21 protein-coding genes are annotated in these 20,612 nt (G+C 68.0%); 5 read left to right on the forward strand and 16 right to left on the reverse strand.

Going from position 1 to position 20,612, the window contains the following annotated elements:
* Positions 1 to 22: 22 nt before the first annotated feature.
* From U7230_RS00155 to U7230_RS00185, 7 genes are all read right to left on the reverse strand, one after another.
* Entirely contained in the window at positions 23 to 775 is a 753-nt protein-coding gene (locus tag U7230_RS00155) for a response regulator transcription factor (RefSeq protein ID WP_324716735.1), read from the reverse strand.
* Between the two features lie 42 nt (positions 776 to 817).
* Positions 818 to 1,558 (reverse strand): sensor histidine kinase, encoded by a 741-nt coding sequence (locus U7230_RS00160; protein ID WP_324716736.1) that lies wholly within the window; start codon positions 1,556 to 1,558, stop codon positions 818 to 820.
* A gap of 48 nt (positions 1,559 to 1,606) precedes the next feature.
* Positions 1,607 to 2,533 carry a hypothetical protein gene (locus tag U7230_RS00165; protein WP_324716737.1) on the reverse strand — a complete coding sequence of 309 codons (927 nt, stop codon included), beginning with the start codon at positions 2,531 to 2,533 and terminating at the stop codon, positions 1,607 to 1,609.
* A 53-nt stretch (positions 2,534 to 2,586) separates the two neighbouring features.
* The gene (locus U7230_RS00170) at positions 2,587 to 3,930 is read right to left on the reverse strand and encodes a secretin GspD/PilQ domain-containing protein (protein WP_324716738.1); all 1,344 of its coding nucleotides are present in this window, start codon (positions 3,928 to 3,930) and stop codon (positions 2,587 to 2,589) included.
* A gap of 38 nt (positions 3,931 to 3,968) precedes the next feature.
* On the reverse strand, positions 3,969 to 5,663 hold the full coding sequence (locus U7230_RS00175; RefSeq protein ID WP_324716739.1) for a hypothetical protein: 1,695 nt from the start codon (positions 5,661 to 5,663) through the stop codon (positions 3,969 to 3,971).
* A gap of 87 nt (positions 5,664 to 5,750) precedes the next feature.
* The gene (locus U7230_RS00180; RefSeq protein ID WP_324716740.1) at positions 5,751 to 6,527 is read right to left on the reverse strand and encodes a hypothetical protein; all 777 of its coding nucleotides are present in this window, start codon (positions 6,525 to 6,527) and stop codon (positions 5,751 to 5,753) included.
* Between the two features lie 144 nt (positions 6,528 to 6,671).
* Positions 6,672 to 7,649, reverse strand: a complete 978-nt coding sequence (locus U7230_RS00185) for a hypothetical protein (RefSeq protein ID WP_324716741.1) — start codon at positions 7,647 to 7,649, stop codon at positions 6,672 to 6,674.
* A 412-nt stretch (positions 7,650 to 8,061) separates the two neighbouring features.
* Between U7230_RS00185 and U7230_RS00190 the strand changes: the two genes are divergently transcribed.
* On the forward strand, positions 8,062 to 8,457 hold the full coding sequence (locus tag U7230_RS00190; RefSeq protein ID WP_324716742.1) for a response regulator: 396 nt from the start codon (positions 8,062 to 8,064) through the stop codon (positions 8,455 to 8,457).
* Positions 8,458 to 8,502: 45 nt separating this feature from the next.
* Here U7230_RS00190 and U7230_RS00195 read toward each other — a convergent pair whose 3' ends face one another.
* A complete protein-coding gene (locus U7230_RS00195; protein WP_324716743.1) occupies positions 8,503 to 9,207 on the reverse strand; it encodes a response regulator transcription factor in 705 nt (234 codons plus the stop codon).
* Between the two features lie 59 nt (positions 9,208 to 9,266).
* Between U7230_RS00195 and U7230_RS00200 the strand changes: the two genes are divergently transcribed.
* Complete coding sequence (locus U7230_RS00200) at positions 9,267 to 10,280, forward strand: alpha/beta hydrolase (protein ID WP_324716744.1); 1,014 nt, start codon at positions 9,267 to 9,269, stop codon at positions 10,278 to 10,280.
* Between the two features lie 110 nt (positions 10,281 to 10,390).
* Here the strand turns inward: U7230_RS00200 and pqqC are convergent, their stop codons facing one another.
* From pqqC to U7230_RS00235, 8 genes are all read right to left on the reverse strand, one after another.
* Positions 10,391 to 11,095: a pyrroloquinoline-quinone synthase PqqC gene (gene pqqC / locus U7230_RS00205; RefSeq protein ID WP_324716745.1), complete on the reverse strand. Its 705-nt coding sequence runs from the start codon at positions 11,093 to 11,095 to the stop codon at positions 10,391 to 10,393.
* Positions 11,092 to 12,015 carry a pyrroloquinoline quinone biosynthesis protein PqqB gene (gene pqqB / locus U7230_RS00210; protein WP_324716746.1) on the reverse strand — a complete coding sequence of 308 codons (924 nt, stop codon included), beginning with the start codon at positions 12,013 to 12,015 and terminating at the stop codon, positions 11,092 to 11,094. The genes pqqC and pqqB overlap by 4 nt, the downstream gene beginning before the upstream one ends.
* Positions 12,012 to 13,193, reverse strand: coding sequence for a pyrroloquinoline quinone biosynthesis protein PqqE (gene pqqE, locus U7230_RS00215; RefSeq protein ID WP_324716747.1), 1,182 nt, complete (start codon positions 13,191 to 13,193; stop codon positions 12,012 to 12,014). Before pqqE ends, pqqB begins: the two co-directional genes overlap by 4 nt.
* Positions 13,175 to 13,459 (reverse strand): pyrroloquinoline quinone biosynthesis peptide chaperone PqqD, encoded by a 285-nt coding sequence (gene pqqD, locus U7230_RS00220; RefSeq protein ID WP_324716748.1) that lies wholly within the window; start codon positions 13,457 to 13,459, stop codon positions 13,175 to 13,177. Before pqqD ends, pqqE begins: the two co-directional genes overlap by 19 nt.
* Before the next feature lie 146 nt (positions 13,460 to 13,605).
* The gene (gene pqqA, locus U7230_RS15350) at positions 13,606 to 13,677 is read right to left on the reverse strand and encodes a pyrroloquinoline quinone precursor peptide PqqA (RefSeq protein WP_404980604.1); all 72 of its coding nucleotides are present in this window, start codon (positions 13,675 to 13,677) and stop codon (positions 13,606 to 13,608) included.
* Positions 13,678 to 13,896: 219 nt separating this feature from the next.
* Positions 13,897 to 14,598: a Crp/Fnr family transcriptional regulator gene (locus U7230_RS00225; protein WP_324716749.1), complete on the reverse strand. Its 702-nt coding sequence runs from the start codon at positions 14,596 to 14,598 to the stop codon at positions 13,897 to 13,899.
* 121 nt (positions 14,599 to 14,719) lie between these two features.
* The gene (locus U7230_RS00230; RefSeq protein WP_324716750.1) at positions 14,720 to 16,243 is read right to left on the reverse strand and encodes a hypothetical protein; all 1,524 of its coding nucleotides are present in this window, start codon (positions 16,241 to 16,243) and stop codon (positions 14,720 to 14,722) included.
* 123 nt (positions 16,244 to 16,366) lie between these two features.
* Complete coding sequence (locus U7230_RS00235) at positions 16,367 to 17,359, reverse strand: substrate-binding domain-containing protein (RefSeq protein ID WP_324716751.1); 993 nt, start codon at positions 17,357 to 17,359, stop codon at positions 16,367 to 16,369.
* 376 nt (positions 17,360 to 17,735) lie between these two features.
* Between U7230_RS00235 and U7230_RS00240 the strand changes: the two genes are divergently transcribed.
* The 3 genes from U7230_RS00240 (at position 17,736) to U7230_RS00250 (ending at position 20,455) form a co-directional block, all read left to right on the forward strand.
* Entirely contained in the window at positions 17,736 to 18,179 is a 444-nt protein-coding gene (locus U7230_RS00240) for a DUF120 domain-containing protein (protein WP_324716752.1), read from the forward strand.
* A gap of 25 nt (positions 18,180 to 18,204) precedes the next feature.
* Positions 18,205 to 18,822 carry an ECF transporter S component gene (locus tag U7230_RS00245; RefSeq protein ID WP_324716753.1) on the forward strand — a complete coding sequence of 206 codons (618 nt, stop codon included), beginning with the start codon at positions 18,205 to 18,207 and terminating at the stop codon, positions 18,820 to 18,822.
* A gap of 169 nt (positions 18,823 to 18,991) precedes the next feature.
* Positions 18,992 to 20,455 (forward strand): UbiD family decarboxylase, encoded by a 1,464-nt coding sequence (locus U7230_RS00250; RefSeq protein WP_324716754.1) that lies wholly within the window; start codon positions 18,992 to 18,994, stop codon positions 20,453 to 20,455.
* Positions 20,456 to 20,612 lie beyond the last annotated feature (157 nt).

Here is a 20,612-nt window from a genome sequence, read left to right on the forward strand (position 1 = left end):
AGGGTGAGCGAGAGGGGGCCTTTCACGGTTCCGTGGAACGTCCCCCTCTGCTTGCTACTCCCTCGGTGGGAGGGGCCGCCGCGTCCGGATCGGGCGCAATGCCCGAACGCAGCGCGTACAGGGCCGCCTGGAAGCGGTCGTCCAGGTGGAGCTTGTGGAGAATCCGAGACACGTGAGCCTTCACGGTCCTGGGCGTCACGTTGAGCGCCGTGGCGATCTCCTTGTTGCTGCGGCCGGCGGCCAGGAGCTTCAGCACCTCCCGTTCCCTCGGGGTGAGTCCTTGACCCGACGGACCCTGAACACGCTCGTGGACCAGGCGGCGCACCAGTTTCGGAGCCACCGACGGGGCCAGGTAGACCTCTCCGAGGGCCACCCGGGCGAGGGCTTGCTCCAGGTGCGTGCCGGCGTCTCGTTTGTGGAGGTAGCCGAGCGCTCCTGCCTTGAGGGCCTCGACCGCGAACGGATCTTCGGGCAGCACGCTCACCATGAGCACCTTGAGGTCAGGGTGCCGTTGCACCAGGCTCCGGGTCAGCTCGAGGCCGTTGGGGCCGGCCATCTGGATGTCGATCAGCACCACGTCCGGCTGGAGGCTGTCGACCCGCTGCGCTGCCTCCGACGCCTGCGAGCTCTCGCCGACCACGATCACATTGGGAATCGTGTCGAGCAAAGAACGCAACGCGCTGCGGGAGAGGGGGTCGTCGTCCACGACGAGCACCCTCCGCGCCGGCTCGGCGGCCGTGCCCGGTTGGCCCTTGCCTGCGTCCCCGCTGTTCATCCGACTTCCCCTTCTGTCCGGCATCCCTGTGGAGCGTGCCCGTCACCCGAACACCGGCAGCACGATTCCGACCTCTGCGCCGCGGGGCTCGATATCGCCGATGTGAAGCCGGCCGCCGTGGATGTACACGGCCGCCCGGACAATGGACAGCCCCAGGCCCGTCCCACTGCACCCGGCGAGTTGCCGGAGCGCGGGATCGGCGAGCCCCGGCAGGCCGCGTCGCGCAAAGCCCGGCCCGGTGTCGCGGACGCAAACCTCCAGGCCGGCCGGCGTGGAGGCCACGCAAAACTCGATGCGCCCGCCCTCCGCTCCGATCGCCTGCAGGCTGTTGATGGCGAGGTTGACGAAGGCCGCCTCGAGCAGCCGGCGGTCGCCCCAGATCAGGGGTACCGAGGGGTCATAGCGTTCAACGACCTCGACGGGCCCGGACGACTCGCCCCGCCCGTCCGCTGCCGAGCGTATCATGGAAGCCACGGAGCGCAGCATGCCCGGTACGAGCAGCGGTTCCCCTTCGAGCAAGCGGAAAGTGGGACGGCCGAGGGCCCCTTCCACGAGAGCCGTGGCCCGGCGGATGGAGGCCAGCGCCGTGTCGATCTCTCGGGCCGCGAGCTCCCGCACCGGCGGCGCCTTGCGCTGAAGGGCTGCCAGGCTCATCTGGACCACCGCCAGCATCGTCTTGACCTCGTGGGCCCACCACAGCTCGTGGAGCTCGGCCTCATGGCCCGGTAGCGGGCCTACGTCGTTGCCCTGCTGTGCCCAGGTCTCCGTTACGAAAACGGTCACTGAAGGACCCCCCCAAACCCCCGGCCGAGCCGCTGGACCCTTTTCGGTTCACGGCTGAAAGTCGATACCCAGGCGATAGGAGCGGCTCGAGGAGTACCCGATCTCCAGACCGAAAGGAGACGGCAACACGGCCAGTGCGACTGCCCAGTAACCCAACTGTCTCGTGCTCGGGTCATATCCGGCCGCCGCGTCCAGGGCCACCATCCGGTTGGCCGCCAGCCGCCCGCTGGCCACCAGGGTGGTGCCGGCGGCCGACTCGAGATCGGCATCGTCCCACCCGAAGGCCAGGAGGCTCCCCTCCAGGGGGCCTCCGGCGAGTCCGGGGAAGGAGATGGTGAGGCCGGCGCTTCCTCGCCGGGCCCTGGCGGCGAGGTCGCTCGCTCCCACCGGGATCCCGGCGATCGCACCTCCCACGGCCAGCCAGGCGCCGAGCCGGGTGCGAAAGCCCACGTCGGCGCTCCATTGCTGCCCGGGGTCAGCGCCTGCAAGCTGCCTTTCCCAGTTGGCCCTGGCTCCGAGGGCGACGGAGCCCATGCGGGCCGCCAGCGTGTAGGCGAGCCGGAGCAACTCGCCGTCGCCCGGCGTATCCGCGCCTGACCGGCGGAAAACGCCCGTGAGCCCGCCGGACAGACTGGCTCCCGGGCCCCCGGTCCCCGGATCGAGCAGGGCTGCGGCATAAAGAGGCCGGGCGTGTCCCGGCGCTGAGCCGGCGGAGGGCACGACCGCCCACCCGGCCACCAGTGGCCGCCCCAGTTGCGCAGCCGCCGCAGGGTTGAGCAAGACGGCCGAAGCCGATGACGACGCCCCGGCGACGTCGAACAGGGCAACATGGGCGGTCGGGTCATCCGGCAGGCCGCCTCCCGTCGAGCCGGCCCGGACGGCGACGGAACGCAGGCCGGCGCCCGCGGCCATCAGGAGAACGGCAGCCACTACCCGGCATATCTGCCTCGCCAGGGTCCTGGTAGAGCCTCGCACGTCAGACGCTTCCTTTCGTACGGGATGGTTCCTGTTGACTTCTGTCGAGCGGGCTACGGTCCGGGCGATTCGAGGAGGTGAGGAGTGATGAACACCACGACCTCCGACTTGGCACGCTGGGTGCGCGTCGACGAGAACAGGAAGCGGAGCAAGGGAAGGTCACCCAACAGCGGCACCTTGGAGGTGACCGTCTGCTCGCTGTCCTGCACGAGGCCCCCGAGCGCCAGCGTCTCTCCGTCCTTGACCCGCACGGTGGTGGAGATTTGGCGCCGGCTCACCACCGGTAGATCGTCACCGACCTGGCCGGTGACGTCGCTGACGGTTGGCTTGACGACGAGCGTCACGTAGCTGCCCGGCGCAACCCTCGGGGTGATGTCGAGGGTGACGCCCACGTTGATGGCCTCCAGGCGGGTGAAGGGGGTGGCGTCCGATCCCGTGACGATCTTGAAGTAGCGGTCCTCGCCCACGAAGATCTCCGCGCTCTGGCCGTCGAGGACGGTGAGCCGGGGGTTGGCACGGATCGAGGCCTTGCCGGCGTCCTCCATCTTGCGCAGGTTGGCGATGAGCAACTCGTAAGGCAATTGCAGCGCGACGTTGAACACCCCTTGCTGCGACAGGTTGAATCCCGCTTCGTACTTTCGATTCCGCCCGGCATCATCGGGTGTGAAGGTAACACCCCAGTCGAGGCCCAGTTGCTTGCGCGCCTCGTCCGACACCTCCGACACGACGGCATCGATCAGCACCTGCGGGGCCGGCTGGTCGATGTGTTGGAGGTCCTCCCGGATCCGCTTCAACAGATCGGGCGCCGCGGTGATCACGGCGGTGTTGGTCTCGGCGTCGAAGCGCACGTAAGGCGTGTAGTAGTCGGAGAGCAGGCGCTTCGCCTCATCGGCCGTGACGTAGCCGAGCCGGACCCGTTCGGTCTGGCTGAGCTGGTGGAAGATGGGGCTTTTCGGGTCGGGTTTGCCGATCAGGTACGTGCGGTCGTCCAGCTTGACGAACGTGAGCCCGTTGGGTGCCAGCACCATGGCCAGTGCTTTCTCCAGAGGTACATCCTTCAGCTCCAGGGTGACGAACCCCTGCGCGCCCGGGTCCACCAGGATGTTGACACCCGCCTGCATGGCGATGTCCTGCAACGCCTGCGTCAGGTACGTCTCGACGAAGACGTTGGAGACGAGCGGCTCCGCCGGGGATGCATCCGCGTCTTGATTCGGGGCGGGAGCCTGCTTCTGTGCCGCCGGCGGCTGTTGCGCCGGGGCCTGCTTCGGGGGCGCGGCCTGTGTTTGCACCGGCGGTTTTGGCGTAGCCGGGCCGGGCTTGTCGAGCTGGGCCTGCACGCTTGCGGAGGTCCCCACCACCAGCGCAACGGCCAGGATCACGAGGCGCCTGCACTGCATCGGTTACCCCACCGTTTCCTGCATCTCTCGTTCGTGTCTCACCGGCCCTGCGCCGCTGGCTGTTTGGACGCGGTGGTCTGGCGGACACGCATCATGGCCTCCTGGGCCAGGGCTTGCCCGCCCGGGTAGCGCACCACCGCCCGGATGCGATATTCGCCGGGCTGCGAAGGGATCTCGAGCAGCGCCCCCAGGTTACGCTCACCCCCCGGCAATACCGGCGTCGTGACGGGAGGCAACGTCAGCCGGGTCGACTCGACCCAGATCGGGTCGCCCACGTACTCGGTGCCCGGCGCCGTCTCCGGGAGGGTCTTGAGTTCGACGATGACCTGGGCGCTGGGGGTCAGGTGGATCTGGCCGGTATTACGAAAGACGGACGAAACCAGCCAGAACCTCCCGTCCGGAGAAGGCTCCACCTTCAAAGGAGCCAGCTCGCCGGCGGCCTTGAGGTCTTTACCCAGCATGGCGTGGAGCGGTACGTTGATCTGAGTTTCTCCGGCGTCCTGGCCCGGCTCCCGGGCCGGCCGGGCCGTCACCAGCACCTGGGCGTAGTGGCCCCCTTGCGAGGCGTCCTTCGGCGTCCGCACCCCCACCTGGATGCTGCGTACCTGCCCGGGTTCGATGGTGACCGTGTCGGGGCGGAGCTCCACCCACTGCGCCGCCGGGTCCTGGGTCGCGACCGGCTCCGTGTTGGGATTGCCGCCGGCGTCGTAGACCAGCGGCAGGACCCGGGCGCTAACCGCCAGCGGCACCTTGTCGAGGTTACGAATACGCACCGACGCGTAGCGAGAGGCCCCAGGTAGGAGATCGAACGTCACGTCGTCGGGCTCCACGGCCAAACGGACGCCTCGCCCGCTCTGGGAGGCCTGGAGCAGTTCGGAGCCCACCGTAAACTTCTGGCGCAAGATGGCCGGCCGGGGCCCCCCGTAGTTCACCACCGCTTGCAGCGAGTAATGGCCCGGCGGGAGCCCGTTGGGCAGGATGGACGCCATTCGTACGGTAGCGCCGGGAAGGATGGCCCCCCGCCCCGCACCCAGGGGGATCTGCTTGATCTTCCTGCCTGCCTCGTCCCAGAGGCTGATCGACCCCGCCGCAAACCCGTGCACGGTACCCTCGTTGACCAGGTCCCCGATGAAGATGAGCGCCTGCGAACCGAACTGCCGGGCGTACTGCTCCAAGCCCTTCTGCGCGGCGGACAGCACGCTGAAGCGTTCGAGGTGGATATCGGGGCGCACACCGGGCGTCATGGCCACGGCCTCGACGATGACGGCCACTTCGTTTCGCAGCACCTGGCGTGCTGCGTCTTGGGGGCCTCCCTCGTCGGGCTGGAGCGTGACGAGCACGGCCGCGTAGGCGCCACCTCGGAACCGGCGGGGAAACGTGAGCTCCCCCGCGATGATTTGCCCCTTGCCGGGCTCCAGGGAGAACCGGTCCGGGCTCACCCGGATCCACTCCGCCGCCGACCGGTCGCTCTTGCCGGTCGGGTCGACCCGGTAGTTGCCCGAGAGGTCCTGGAGAACGGGAGCCACCGACACGGTGAAGTTGCCCGGCCGGCTTCCACTCTCGTTGGCCACCGTGATCTCGAACCGGGCCGTGCTCCCTGGTGCCCCCTCCAGCTCGAGCAACAGCGGGCTCACCGTGAACCCGATCTGCTGCGCCCCGGCCACCCGGCCAAAGGCCAGGAGGGCGAGGAGGCCGGCGGCCATCTGGAGAGGGACGCGATGCCGACGGTTCAAACCCGGATGCCTCCTTGAACGCTCGAGGTTGTCCTGGAAGGAGGAAGGGAAGGGACCCTGCCCTCCCCCTCCCCCCGCCGCAGCGCCTCAGATGGTCGACGGGACGTACTCCTCAGTCGGCGGGGTGCCGAACTGATCCTGGGCGTAGCGGCCGGTCTGCCCATCGATCCAGAACTTCAGGTTGGTGACGGCCAGCCGCACCGTCCCCACGTTTTCGTACTCAGACGACGAGTTGGACTTCTGGACGTCCAGGCGCTGCCAGAACTTGAGCTGGAAGCCCTGGTGGAGGTCTTCGCTGTTGGGGAAGGTATAGGTCGTCTCGTTGAGGTCAGCCGCCCGTACCCAGCCGTTCGCGTTGGCCTCGGCGAAGCTGGCGCCCACGCCGAAGTACGTGGGGATCGTGTACTGGAGCTGCGGGTCCTCGACCCGGTCCCCGAGGTACTCCAGGTCGCCGAAGCCGTCGAAGCTCACGACCACGTCGTTGTTGCTCGCGATGGTGAAGTCGATGGAGTCGGAGGCGTACTGCCCGGGCTTACGGATCCGCCAGTCCTTGCGGCTGGTCGCCAGCGACCAGTCGATCCACTGGGCGACCGACGCATGGCTCGTGAACGTGATGTCCCAGTACGCCTTGTTGCAGTTGCCCTGGAGCGGGCCCGAGTTCCAGCTCCGGGCACGTTGGTCTGCGTTGCCCGAGCCGATGGACTCCCAGGCCTGATTGTCCGGGTTGAAGTAGTACACTTCCTGTTCCGTCGCGCCCGACGGGAGCGCCTCGCCGTTCGGATTGTACTGGGCCGAGGCGGCCGCGCCGGCCGCGAGCACGAGGCCGGTCACCATCACGAAAAAGAGTGCCTTGAACCTCTTCATGCCGTTCTCCTTCCGTTTTCCTGGCAGACGGGCGATCATACAGACGGACACGACGATGGAAACTATCCGACGCACACGACCACTCCACACGACGTCACCCGGATCGAGCCATCTCTCACCCCCTCTCAGGGCGGTGCCCGTGTTTCATGAACCGTCGGCCACGAACTCGCGAACGTTGGCCGGCACGAAGACCACGGACGCCTCGTTCACGTAAGCCGCAGGCCGGACGTCGGGGCCGATGCGCAGCCGCTGCCACAAGGACCACGCGATCCCTTCCTCGAGGGCCCCGGAGCGGCCCAACCGGACCTGCAGGCCGTTGAGCTGGTCGGCGGCCAGCCATCCCGCGCTCGCGGCCTGGTCGAGGCTATCGCCTATCGCATAGAACACCGGGATGCCAGGGGCGTCCCCGCGGGACGAACCTGCCGGCAAGAGCTCCCCGAACTCGCGGAAGTAGAACGTCACGTCCTCGTTGCTCGAGACGATTGCCCGGAAAGCCAGGGCGGCGTACTCTCCCGGCTTTCGGATGCGCCAGTCGATCCGGGTCCCGGACAGCTCGACCCGGAGCCATCCTCTTGCCACCGCCTTGACCCCGACGCACGGGAGGGAGAGGCTGCCCTTTCGCCATCGAACGGTCAGGCCCGAATCCAGGGCGTAGTTGCCTGGTTCGCCGTACATCTGCTTGCCGCGCGGGTTCGTTCCGGTCGCAATCTTCAGCACCATCGTCGCCGTCTCCCCGGGACGCATCGTGCCCACGTCCCAAACGACGGCGGTTGCGCTCGTGCGCCCGCCGACGGGCTCCACGAGCACTTCGCCCCGGGATGCGACCACCGAGCGGGGGTCGACGTCGATCTCGGCCGAGTAGTGGTTGACCGCGCTGACGTCGTTCAACGACTGCCCCGACCGGTTGTAGAGGGTCCACGTGACGGTCCACTCGATGCGCTGGCCGGCCGGTACGACCCAGACGCCATCGTCGTTGCGGCTCGCTCCGGGTGTCGGCGAGCCGAGCTGGTATTCCACCGTGACGGGGCCGGTGGCGTGTGCCGCGGCGACCGATGCCGAGGCGAGCCCTACCCCGAGAACGACGGCCATCAAGTGGCGCCGCGCCGGACCGTAACGCCGCAAGTTTCCACAGCCTCCCGCCCGCCGCGCTATCATGCGGCTTGCTTACCGTGGAGAGTGTACGAACGGTGCCAGCATGCGAGCAATTGGACGGAGGACCACCCGGCTGATCCCAAGGACGATGGCCATGAGATCAACGCACGCCTGTTCGCAGGCGTCCCGCCCGGTGCGAGGTGCCGCCGTCGCGACCAGAGGGCGGGCCTTCCGCCGGCCCGATGCGGTACTCAGCATAACAACCGTGCGCACGGGGCAGCCAGGGTGGCATCCCTCGTTGCAGGGGAGGGTAGCCCCACCGGCGCGAGGGGGAGTGCCCGGGGGCAGCCAGGGGACGACCCCTGGGTCGAACCAGGGGGTACCCCCCTGTTGCTCGACCGCTGCCCGATGGTACGGTAAGCCCGTCCGGGGGTTTTCGGGGGTGGGATGGGACGGGTATCCGGAAGAGCGGATGGGATACGCCGTGTTGCTGGTCGACGACCAGCCCGATTTTCTCCGGATGGCCCGTCTCATCCTCGCCACCGATCCCGCCTTCCGAGTCGTGGGAACGGCGGGCACAGGCGAAGAAGCGCTACGGCGACTCGTCGAGCTTCAGCCGGACGTGCTCCTGATCGACGTGCACCTGCCGGGCCTCAATGGGTTCGAGACGGCGCGGCACGCCCTGGACCGGTGGCCGCGCTTACGCGTCGTGTTGGTCAGTGCGCTGGACGATCCTGAGTACGAGGCCCTCTCCCGGTCGGTGGGAGCCGCCGGCTTCTTGAGCAAGAAGCATCTGGAGGTCTCGAGACTTCGCCAGCTTCTGGGGATCCCGCGCTGAGAGGGGAAACCGTGCCCTGGCTACGGCGGCACGTTTCAAGGGCGCTCAAGCGCGCGGTTCCTTCAAGTACCGCAGCACGGCCTTCACCCGCGGGTGCACCGTGCGGTCCGCGCTGTCGATGTCGAGCTCCTGATAGAGTAGATTGATGTGATTCTCGACCGACTTGGGGGACAGATGCAGCTTTTCCGCGATGGCCGTATTGGTGTAGCCCTGGGCGATCAGGGCCCAAATCTCCCGCTGGCGCGGGGTGAGGCTCGCGGGCCCGCCGCGCCGCTGGGCCAGCGCTCCTCGAGTCAACTGCGGATCGAGGACGACGAGCCCGGCGGCCGACCCTTCCACGGCCCGCTCGAGCGTGGCCAGGTCCCCGACGGAGCGCTTGAGGAGGTAAGACCACCCGGACAGCTCCTCTTGTGGCACGGCCATCAGGAAATCCGGATCGGCGTGGTTGGAGAGCAAGACCACGCCCAATCCCGGTAGGTCGCGCCGGAGCCGCAGGCCGAGGTGGATGCCGTTGAAGGGCCCGCCCAGCTGGATATCCAGGATGGCCACGTGAGGGTCCAGCGACGGCACCACCTCGAGCGCTGACCCGGCATCCCCGAACGCCCGCGCCACCTCGATGCGCGGGTGACGAGACAGCGCCGTGGCCAGCAAGTCTCGATACAGCCCTTCGTCCTCTACGATGACGACCCGGATGCGCTCGCCGGAGGTTGCCGCGCCGGATCCCTGCGTCAGGTCCCATCCTGCCGGCATCTCGGTCTCCTTCCCTCGTACCGGCAGTTCGGTGGCCGGCCGGCAACACCTGCCGCTCGGTGGCGTGGGCAGCGGGGCTTGGCTCACGGGCACGGCGTAGGAGCGGCCGTGAAGGGCCTCGAGACCTCGCCAACCTCGCCGAAGCGCTGATCCGCCGAGGCGACAGGGCGGCGGGCAAGGCCTGCCTGGACCAGGCCATCCTGCGCGAAGACGAGCTCGCCAGGGCGGGTTCGCATTTCGCGGGATGGATGAGCAAGTTCCTGCAGCTCTTCCGGGCCGACGTGCAGTGGGACGAGGGCGACCGGGAGGCGGCATTGCGGGTCTACGCCGCGATGCTGGCGGACCCGCTGGCACCGGTCGAATACGCCCGGATGGAAGAGCGGTGTACCGCGTCCGGGGCCGACGTGAAAACCCTTATTCGGCAGCGCCGGAAGGCGGACCTGGAGTTCACCGCGCTGGCGGGGGCAGAGGCCGTCGAGGTGGCACCTTCGGCCGGCCGGACGCTGTACGCTTCTTACTGGAAGGGCTTCGAGGGAGCACCGGGTGTGTTGCTCCTCGCGATGGCCGGGAGTTCCAGGCACGCCTGGTCTCCCTACGTAGGAGAGATGACCGCCCGGGGATGGCACGTGCTGGCCCTCGACCCTCCGGGGCAGGGGATGAGCGTGGGCCCGGGCCTCGATCGCAAGGCGCTGGCCGAAGACGGGAAGGCCGCGCTGGAGATGCTGGCTGCGCGGGGCGCTGCTGCCGGACGCCTTGGCGCCGTAGGGGCCAGCTTCGGAGGAGCGGTGGCGCTCCTCACCGCAGTGGCCGGACAGCCGCCTGTCCGTGCTCTGGTGCTGCTCTCCCCTGCAGGCACCGTAGATGCAGCCCGGCAGCGTAGTGATCCGACGCTGCTCGTCACGAGCGTCGACGACGGGCCGTTCACCCTGCGTAACCGGGAGATGTTCGACGAGGCGCCGCAGGGGGCATGGGAGCTGCGTGTCCTGCCTGAGACCGGGCACGGCACGACTCTGCTGGAGGCACGGCCCCGTCTCTGGGCCGAGGTCGTCGACTGGCTTGCGGAGAAGCTGTGAGCGGGGGGCGTCTCGAGCAAAACGCCTAACGAGGCACCCCCATGGGCGGAAGGCCCTCCTCAGGCAGGGGTGGGGGGAGCGGGGAGGCCGGCTGTCGCCGTTCGCCCTCGTCACGCAGCCCGGCGCTGCTCGCAGGCCAGTTGGACGGCGTCGAGCAGCGACCACAGCACGTCGCACTTGAACTCCAGGGCCGCCACGCACCGTTCCTGGTCCTCGCGGGTGCGGGCGTGCTGCAGTACCAGCGACAGCCCGTGCTGCACATCCCGCCGCGCCTGGCTGAGCCGGCTCTCGGAGTACCGGTACCCCTCGGGCCGGATCCACGGGTAGTGGCGCCGGAAGGCCTCGAGCCGGGCCTCGTGGATGCCGGGCGCAAAGAGCTCGGTGAGGGAGGCCGCCACGCCCTCGAGCCACGGTCGCTCCCGCACGAAGGTGACGTAAGCGTCCACCGCGAACCGTACCCCCGGCAGCAGGAAACGGTCCGACCAGAGGTCGTCCCGCTCCAGCCCTGCCGCCTCGCCCATCATGACCCACAGCTCCAAGCCGCCCTCGTTGCCCTCCCGTCCATCCTGGTCGATGATGCGCTGCAGCCAGAGCCTGCGGTCTTCCCGGGTCGGGAGCTTGGACAGCAGGATCCCGTCTTTGACGGGCACGTTCTTCTGGTAGTAGAACCGGTTGGCTATCCACAAGCGCATGTCGTTGGGGGACAGCTGCCCGGCGTGCATCCTCTGGTTGAACGGATGCAGGTGGTGATAGCGCCGTTCCCCGACGGCCCGCAGCCTCGCCTCGAACTCCGCGGCCGGCCATGGCTGGCTCATAGTTCGACCTCCCAACCGTCTTCGGCGATGTCCAGCCCGGCCTCCCGAAGCCTTCGCCGCTCCGGCGACGAGGGATCCAGGGCCGGGTTGGTGTTGTTGACGTGAACGTAAAGCTTCCACCGCGCAGGCAATTCGCCGAACCACCGGGCCGTACCGTGGCTGCCGTTCATCGGGGCATGATCCATGTCGGCCGCGGTGCGGTGGGCGACTCCGAGGCGGATGAGTTCGTCCTCGTCCCAGAGCGTGCCGTCCAGCAGCACGACGTCGGCCTGTTCGAGCTGTGCTCGGAGGGAGGCCTCGAGCCGGCGCAGCCCTGGAGCGTAGACCAGCCGTCGGCCGGTAGCCGGGTTGGTCAACGTGAAGGCGACGACCGCTCCCGGCGCAGGCGCGCCGGACAAGGCTTGCGCGTAGACGGGCAGTCGCCGAGAGACCTCCGTGGCGAGCACCTGGACGCTTGCGCCCGGTGCACGCTCAGGCGGGAGCATGAACGCCCTGTCCACCGGCATGGCCCTCACCTGCAGCTCTGAGGAGTAAGCGCGCAGGATGGGAAGCACCGGATAGACGCTCTCGAGCACGTGGAGGACGGCAGGAGTGGCCCACAGCGTCCAACGAGCGTTTTCTCGCAGGTTCAGCAGCCCGAGGGTATGGTCGAGTTCGGCATCGGTCAGCAGGACGCCGCGAAGCGGGGTGTCCCGGATGCCAGGCCCCGGCGCCAGCGCCCGGAAATGCGCCATCTGCTCGCGGACGTCCGGCGTTGCGTTGATCAGGTACCACGCTGCGCCATCGGGAGAGACGGCCAGCGAGGATTGGAGACGGCGGCCGGACGGGCCGGCGGCCCGAGCACGGCGGCAGTTGGCGCAGTTGCAGTTCCACTGGGGGAGACCACCGCCCGCGGTCGTCCCGAGCACCCGGATCCTCATGAGAAAGCGCCCGCCTTTCCGGGGCCCGGATACGTGCGGTAAAGAGGCTTCGCCGGCCGGGGGCTGCTGGCCGGCGAGGGTCGCGGGGATGCAGCGTCGAGACCCCTGTGCGGGCTGGTTGCCGCGACGACTCGCTCGTGGTGCGGCGAGAAGGCGCAGGCCGGATCCGTCGCCTCAGGATCGCCCGTGAGCAGAAACGCCTGGCAGCGGCAGCCGCCGAAATCCTCGAACCGGCGTGCACAGCTCCGGCACGGCTCCTGCATCCAGTCAAACCCACGAAATCTCTGGAACGCCGGGGAATCGTACCAGATCCAGTCCAGCGTCGCCTCGGTGGCAAGCGGTGGGTCCAGGCCGGGCAGGACGTAGGCCACCGGGCACGGTAGCGCCCGCCCGTCGGGGGCCACCGTCAGCTGAAGGCGCCCCCAGCCGCCCATGCACGGCTTGGGGCGGCCCTCGTGGTAGTCGGGGATGACCCAAAGGATCTCGAGGGAGCTGCCCCGGGCTCGAAAGGCGTCGACCTCTCTCTCGGCTCTCTCCAGGGTAGCCCGGTCCGGCATCAGGAAGGCGCGGTTGGCAAGCGCCCACCCGTAAAACTGCGTGTTGGCGAGCTCCAGGCGCTCGGCTCCGAGCGCGTCCGCCATCTCCATGAGCTCCCGGACCTGGCCGAGGTTGTGGCGATGGAGCACCACGTTGAGGGACAAGGGGAGGCCCGCCTCTCGAACGAGCGTGGCGGCAGCTACCTTCTCCTCCCAAAACTCGCCACCCGCAATCTCCCGGGCGAGGGACGGGTCGGCCGCCTGAAAGCTCAGCTGAACCGCGCCCAACCCGGCATCCTTGAGTTCCCCCACCCTGCGTTGGGACAGGCCCACTCCGCTGGTGATGAGATTGGTGTACAGTCCCTCTTCCGAAGCCACCCGCACGAGCTCGGCCAGGTCACGGCGCAAGAGCGGCTCACCGCCGGATAGGTGCAGCTGGAGCACGCCGAGCCGCGCCGCCTGGCGAAAGATGCGGGCCCACGCACGGGTGTCCAGCTCCGCGGAGCGAGCGACGAGTTGGACGGGGTTGGAGCAGTAAACGCACTGCAGCGGGCATCGGTGGGTGAGTTCGGCCAGCATGGCCATCGGCGGGGCCACAGGGCGGGGCGTCCGAGCGCCCGCCATCACCCCGGCAGCACCCATTCCACCCACCCTCTCTTTGTCGCCTCCTGGAGGAAAGCCATGACGTCGTCGCCCACTTCGGCGCTCGGGTAGCGCTGCTTCAACTCGGCGATGAGGGCGCGGGTGGTACGGTTGCCGTCGCAGCAGGCAAGGACGGCGGCGGCCGTTTCGTTGAGGACGATGACCTTCTCGGGCATCAAGAGCACGTGACGACGGCGCACGCTGTCCCAGCGCAAGCGAACTCTACGGGCCAACCTGGGCCTGGCCCATGCGTTGGTGGCGTCCATGGCGGCTTCGCCTTTCTACCGCCACCGGTCGGAGGGCCCGGGCCGGGAGGTAGGAGAACCCGCCGGGTCAGGTAAGTGGACGTAGGGCTGCCGTTACGGTGAAGCGCTCTCCGGCCCGGTGCCCGGCTCGACCGCCGGTCCAATACTCAGCGGACGTACACGTAGGCGGTGACCTCAGCGCAGACGGAGATCTCCTCGAACGCCGGCTTCACCCACATGCTGGTTGCCCCCTTTCTTTCCCGCCCAGCTTCCCGGGCGGTGATGCGACAGACGCCAGAAACCGGTCATCGATGGGGGAGGCCAGGGCACGGGAAGACCGAGCCTCGGCTCGCTGCCTCGTTACGGTGATTATGACGCACGGTCCGCACGTTTGCAACCCATTTCATGTTACCGCGAGCACCTTCGGCACAGCAGCCGGGCGTGCGGCTCCTATCGCCTCAGCCTTGCCAGAGCCATCTTCGTTCCGAGGAGGCGATACGGAATTCCCCGGGCACGGTGATGGTCGCACGGTCCAACCGGACCTTTCCCTGCCGGCGAAGCCGCTGCAGCGCGCGGTTGGCCGAAGGGACGCTCTTGCCGCTCAACATGGCGATCTGCTCGCGCACCACCGGCAGCTTGACGGCGACCTCGGAACTGCGGCCGTTGCCCAGAGCCTCCGCCAGCGAATGCAGGGTGAAGGCCACCGCCTGGTCAGCCTCGCTCGAGAAAATGAGACACTGCTCCACCGCCACCAGGAACCTTTGCTGGAGCTGGGAGAAGAGCAGCCGCATCATGGCCGGATCCGAATCCAGCGCTGCGCAGAAGTCCTCGTAGTCAAAGAGCAAGAGCCGCGCATCGGTGATGGCGCTGAAAAGCACCGTGGTGCTCGGGAAGCTTTGCGCGATACGAGCGATACCGATGACGCTGCCCGGCTTGACCAGCTCGGTACCGCGCGCCTGGCCGTGTTGTGTGACCAGCGCCACTGCCCCGATGCCGTCCTCGACGATGCCGATGGATTCCCCCGGGCCGATCTGCAGCGGATAGTCCCGGTTGTGCCGGCACTCCAGCACCCGCGGGCTCTTGCAGCGGGCGAGGGCCAGCTGCAGGAGCTCCCGGTTGGCGTCCGGAAGGCGCTCTTCTTCGAGGAAAGCTTGCTGCACGGCATCCGCCTCCTGGTGGCTGCGCTTTCCAAAGCCCATTCTACCATCGGGAGGCCTGCGGGGTCCCGGAGGAGCGGGGCGGCCGGAGGCGTCGTGGCGCCTCGACGCCGCCCCCACACCTTCATGCCTGTGACTGGGACCGGCTTGCCCACCAGCGCGCGGTGTACATGACGACGGCCGCTCCCAGCCAGCCCAGCGCGTACTGCGGCGCCGCGGCCCAGCCGAAGCGGGCCGAGTGCAACAGGCCCAGCCAGGAAAGGCCCGCCGCCACCAGGCACCAGGCGGCCGCCTTCTCGAAGTGACGGTCGATCAGCTCGGTGACAGAAGCGCTGACGATCAGGACCAGGAAGAGGAAGCCGTTGCCCAGCCCCTGGATGGAGGCCCAATAAACGGAGCGGTTGAGCGCCTGGGTCACGGCAGGGTCGGCCGCCGACAGCCCGAGTGCCGGCAGCACGGAGTTGAGGGCGCTCATCACCACCACGCCGGCCGGGATCACGAACCCCAGCAGGACGGCATTGTGGTAGTTTCTGGGCACCCGTCCCAGGGTCGCCATGCCGACCCCGATGGCTACGTAGGCGATCATGGCCGCGAGGATCGGCCAGGGGAAGAGCTGGCTCGTGAACATCGCCAGCCCCAGCGAAACGATGGGCAGGAAGACCACCGGCGTCCAGACCTGGAAGCCGATGCGTGCCCCCATCGCCTTGTACGGCGGGTGCAGGGCGTAGACCACCGGCGTGATGATGCTGCCTGCCAGGCCGCAGACCAGCGTACCCAGGCCGTCCCAGAAGACGACCCACCGGGCGTCGTACTCGTCGCCTGCGGACGCTCCGCCTTCGACTGCCGCGATGTCCTGCAGCACCTGGTAGACCGCCATGGGGATCACCACGGAGAAGAAGGGGGCCACCTTGGGAAGCGCCTGGAGCAGCCCCAGGGAGACCGCCCATGGCACCGTCGGCGCGATCCCCTGCCAGGTCGGACGCACGTAGCCGATGGCCAGCCCGATGGCCAGCGGGATGAGCCACACTACCAGAAACGGCGGAATGCCCCAGCGGGTGACGCGCAGCCGCGCCAGGACTGCCGCGGAGACGATGGCCAGGGCCACCAGTCCGACGATGGGGTTGTCGAACAGGCGCTGGAGCAGGATCAGGGCGAGGTAGCTGTACATCGCGGTGCCGAACACCGTCATGGAGGCCGGTACCGGGATGATGGCTCGCAACCTCCTGGCAAAGGGTGCCATGGCGAGCTTGATGAGGCCGGTCCAGATCACGGCAGCCGCGGCGATCTCCCAGGCCAGCACCGGATCGTGCTGATCCAGGTAGACCGGCAGCATGATGGAGAGGGTGTAGGCCAGGATGGCAGGCACGTTGTTCCCGTAGACGTGCGAGGTGACGTCGGACCGCGCCTGCCGGCGACCGAGCTGGATCCCGAGGAAAGCCAGGCCCAGGGAGCCGACCAGGAAGCCCAGGGCGTACCCCGGCAAGAGGTGCGTCGTGCTGAAGGCCGCCGAGATACCGGCAGGCAGCAAGAGAAAGACGGGAATGATCATCTGTGCCAGGTTGAGCCCCACTTGCGCCACCGTGGCGTCGACGTCGCCGCGGGTAAGGGCCCACCACCGCGTGAGTGGTTGAGCGGACTGCATGCTCACGGTTCCCCCACCTTCCAGGTGGTAGGCGGTCCCCTGAAGGACTCGCCGTCGTCTGGAAAAGGCGCGAGGGGTGTGCGGCCCGCCCGGGGGGTGCGGCCGGCGCCCCCGCGCCTTTCGAACGGCTCAGATCTTGAACGACTCCAGCGTCTCCGGGGCGAAGAGGTCCCGGGGCTGGAGCAGGCGCTTGGACAGCCCCTGCTCGTACGAGTAGCGCAGGAAGACCGCCAACGTTGCCTCGTTGGCCTCGAACCCGTAGGGCCAGAAATCCCGGCCCATGACGGCACGCGTCTCTTCCACGTGCGAAGTGAGCCAGGGAAGCATGAGCTTGAGGGCAGCGGTTTGGTAGAGGTCCGCGTAGGCCTCCTGCTGGGCCTGGGCCAGCGCCTTCATCAGCGACTGCGCCACCCACGGGTGCTTCTCGTAGACGTCGCGGCGGATGACCACGGTGTGCATGATGGGGAAGATGCGCGTCTTCTGGAAGTACGCCTGCTCGACTTCCTTGTAGTTGGGGAATAGCCGCCGGACGTTCTGCGAGCCCCGCGCGAAGCACGAGGGCATGCGCGCTGTGTAAAGGGCGTCGATCTCGCCGCTGTCGAGCATGGCCGAGAGCGTCTTCTCGGGCCCGATGGGGTGGACGTGGATGTTGCTCGGCAGATCCAGGCGGAGCTTCTCCGGGCGGCCGGGCTCCTCTTCGCCGCCGGTGAAGTACTCCACGCTGTCCACGGGTACGCCGTATTCGTCGGACAGGATCCCGCGAATCCAGACGCCGGCCGTCATCTGGTACTCGGGCGTTCCGACGCGCTTTCCGATCAAGTCGTTGGGCTCGCGGATGCCGCTATGGCTGTTGACGTAGATGCAGGAGTGGCGGAAAAAGCGCGACGGAAAAACCGGGATGGCGATGAACGGCGGGTTGTCGCTGAACAGCGATACCACGTACGACGACAGGGACATCTCCGCGGCATCGAATTCCCGGTGCCGCAGCATCCGGAAGAAGGTCTCCTCGACCGGCAGCGGAAGGTACGTCAGGTCGATTCCGTCGGGTCTGATGCGTCCCTCCTGCAATGCACGGGTACGATCGTAGTTCCAGCAGGCCATGGTCAGCTGAAGGTTGCCCATGCAAACGGCTCTCCCTTCTGATATGGACCCCTCGTTCGCTGCGGGCAGCGAGCGGTCCCGGTGCCGCGGACGGCGGCGCCGCCGGCTCCCGGCCCGCGTTGCATGCATCCGGTAACATGGTGCGCCTCTGGGGATGGCCGCCTCGATATCAAATGATCACCTCCGACCCGTGCCGGCGACGTCCCCGTGACGTCACGTCGAAGCGAAGAGGCCGCCTGCAGTGTGCCTGCGCGGGCCCCGGGAAGCACCCCCGTGCAAGGAAAGAAGCCCCAGCAACTGCCTTAGCCCACGCTAATGCACGGCGCGAGGCGCGAGCGGTACGCGATGAGGAGGTGAAACGGCGGGAGGAACCAGGGCCCGAGGAGGTACGTCCCGGTTGGAGCGGATCGTCAGAGGCACGGTGCGGGCCGGCAACGGGCATGGGACGCAAGCCACGGCCCACGGCTGGTTTCGCAAAGCGGTGGAGGAGCGCTACGGCTTCGTCCCGGAGCTCGGCACGCTGAACGTCCAGGTGGCGGAGGAAATCCAGAGTCGCTTGGTGCTTTTGGAAGAGCTCCTGGGAAAGGGGACGGTGCTGGTCCCGCCCTCCCGAGCCATCTGTTGCTCCATCCTGCGCCGTGTGCGGCTGGGGTGCGTCAGCAGCCGGCAAGACGGCTTGGTGGTCCGGCCGCTGGTCGAGGGGTACGACCCCTACAAGGTGGAGATCGTGGCTCCCGTCCACCTGCGGACGACGTTGGGCCTGGCCGACGGCCAGGAGGTCCTGCTCCGTTTCGACGTCCCGGAGCCGCGGGGCCGATGGACGCTCGCGGACAAACCCTGATTTGATCCACGGGAGGTGCCGCCGGATGGGAGCGTGCCCGAGGGACATCCAGGAACCGGAGGGGGTTCCGGCAGGAAGGCAGGGAGGAAGCCGGGAAGGCGGCTGGGTACGGAGCCTCGCTTCGTCGGGGCTACTGGCGGCCATCTCCTTGGTACTTGCGCTGTATGTCCATTTCCCCCTGCTGCCCGTCGCGCCCTACCTCCTCTACGACCCGAGCGACATCCCCGTGATCCTGGCCGGCTTATGGCTGGGTCCGGGCTGGGTGCTGCCCATCAGCGCCGTGGTGGCGCTGGCTCTCGGGGCGACGGCGGGCGGCGGCGCGGTGGGCGTGGTCAGCCGGCTGGTGGGGAGCGCCGCCCTGGGAGTGGCGGCGGCGGTCGCGTTCCACCGCGGCGGGCGCCGGATCGGATTCGCCGGGATGGTGGCCGTCGCAGCCTACACGGCGGCGGAGGTCCTGCTGACCCTCCTCCTGGTGCCGCTCTTCATGGGAGGGAGCCTGGACGACGCCGTCGCGTTGCTCCTGCCCGTGGTCGTTCCCTTCAACCTTCTGAAGGGCGGCATCAACTTCGCGCTTTGCTCCGTGATCGCCCGCCAGTTGACCAAGACCCCGGCGGGATTCTCTCTCGGCCGGCGAGCGGACTGAGGCCAGGGCTTCCTCACGGCATCATTCCTCAAAGAGTAATCAAGTTGAATAGTTATATGTTAAGCCCTCGGCTCCCGGCACCCCCACATTAGCCTGCGCTAATGATGGTGTTCCACCCGCGATGGTAGTGTTCCGCCGGAAGCAACTGATTTGAAAGGGGTGTCGTCGGTTGGCTGTCCCTCGTTCGACGTGCGAGGCCTTCGACCTCCGCGGATGGCTGGAGAAGGCGGAGCAGATAGGCCAGCTCAGGCGAGTGGAGAACGCGGAAGCCAGGCTCGAGATCGGCGCCATCTCGGAGCTGAACAGCAAGCGGCGGGGACCGGCCCTCCTGTTTACCAAGGTGCCGGGTTACCGCGAGGATTTCGGCGTCCTTACCAGTGCCATGCTCAACGCCAGGACGCTGGGGCTCACCCTGGGCATCGACGAAGAGCTGGACAACATCGGCATCGTCAACCGGATCGCGAGCATGCTGCGCAAGTGCGAGAGCCATGCCTCGGAGTATCCCATGAAGTGGGTCGACGGCGGGCCCGTGATGGAAAACGTCTTGCGGGACGACGACGTGGACCTGACGATCTTCCCCACCCCGATCTGGCACGAGCTGGACGGGGGGCCGTTCATCGGCACCGGGTGCGTGCAGATCCACCAGGATCCTGAGACCGGCTGGGTCAACGTCGGCACCTACCGGATGCAGCTGCTGGGGAGGAACCTGCTGGGCAATTACATCTCGCCGGGCCACCACGGACACATCATCCGCCAGAAGTACTGGAAAGCGGGCAAGCCGGCTCCGGTAGTGGTCAGCTTCGGGCACCACCCGATCTTCCTGCTCATGGGTTCGTCGGACGTTCCCGCTGGGGTTGACGAGCTCTCCTGGATCGGAGCGATCTACGGGCAGCCGGTTCCGGTGATCCGGGGACCGGTAACAGGACTCCCTATCCCCGCCTGCGCCGAGATCGCGGTGGAAGGGTGGGCCTACCCGGACAAGCGAATGGCCGAGGGCCCCTTCGGCGAGTTCACGGGCTACTACGCCTCCGGGCAGAAGCAGGAGCCCTACGTCGAAGTGAAGGCGCTCTACTTCCGCAACCAGCCCATCCTGCTCGGGGCACCGCCCAACCGTCCTCCCAACGACTTCTCGTACTACTTCTCGGTCATGCGCGCGGCGGCCGTCCACGAGAGCCTGCGGAAGGCTGGCATTCCCGGCGTCCGGGGCGTCTGGGTGTACGAGGCCGGCGGCGGCCGCATGTTCCTGGTGACCAGCATATCCCAACAATACGCCGGCCACGCGAGCCAGGCGGCCGCCATCGCCGCCACCTGCCAGGCGGGAGGCCTGATGGCCCGCTATTCCATCGTCGTGGACGACGACATCGACCCGTCCAACCCCGACGACGTCATCTGGGCTCTGAGCACTCGCTCCGACCCGGCCAGCGACATCGACATTCTGCGGCAGAGCTGGAGCAACCCCCTGGACCCGATGATTTCCGACGAGGCGAAGGCCAGGGGGCAACTGTGGAATAGCCGGGCGCTCATCAACGCCTGCAAGCCGTTCGACCGGCTCAAGACCTTCCCGCCCGTGGCGGAGTCGTCGCCGGCCATGCTCAAGGCGACGCGTGAGAAGTGGGCCTGGTTGTTCGAATGAGTCAGGGGGTGGCCTCGGGGCGCCTTTGCAGGGGCCGCGGGGCCACCCGGCCGCAAAGTCACCCGAAAGGCGTGGCGCCGCCCCCATCCCGAACGCACACGACCGGAGCGAAGCAGCGCATCCAGTCAGACGTCACTGACACGAGGGGGATCCACCA

Origin of the sequence: Limnochorda sp. L945t (genome assembly GCF_035593305.1) — a bacterium.
GTDB classification, from domain to species: Bacteria; Bacillota; Limnochordia; order Limnochordales; family Geochordaceae; genus Carboxydichorda; species Carboxydichorda subterranea.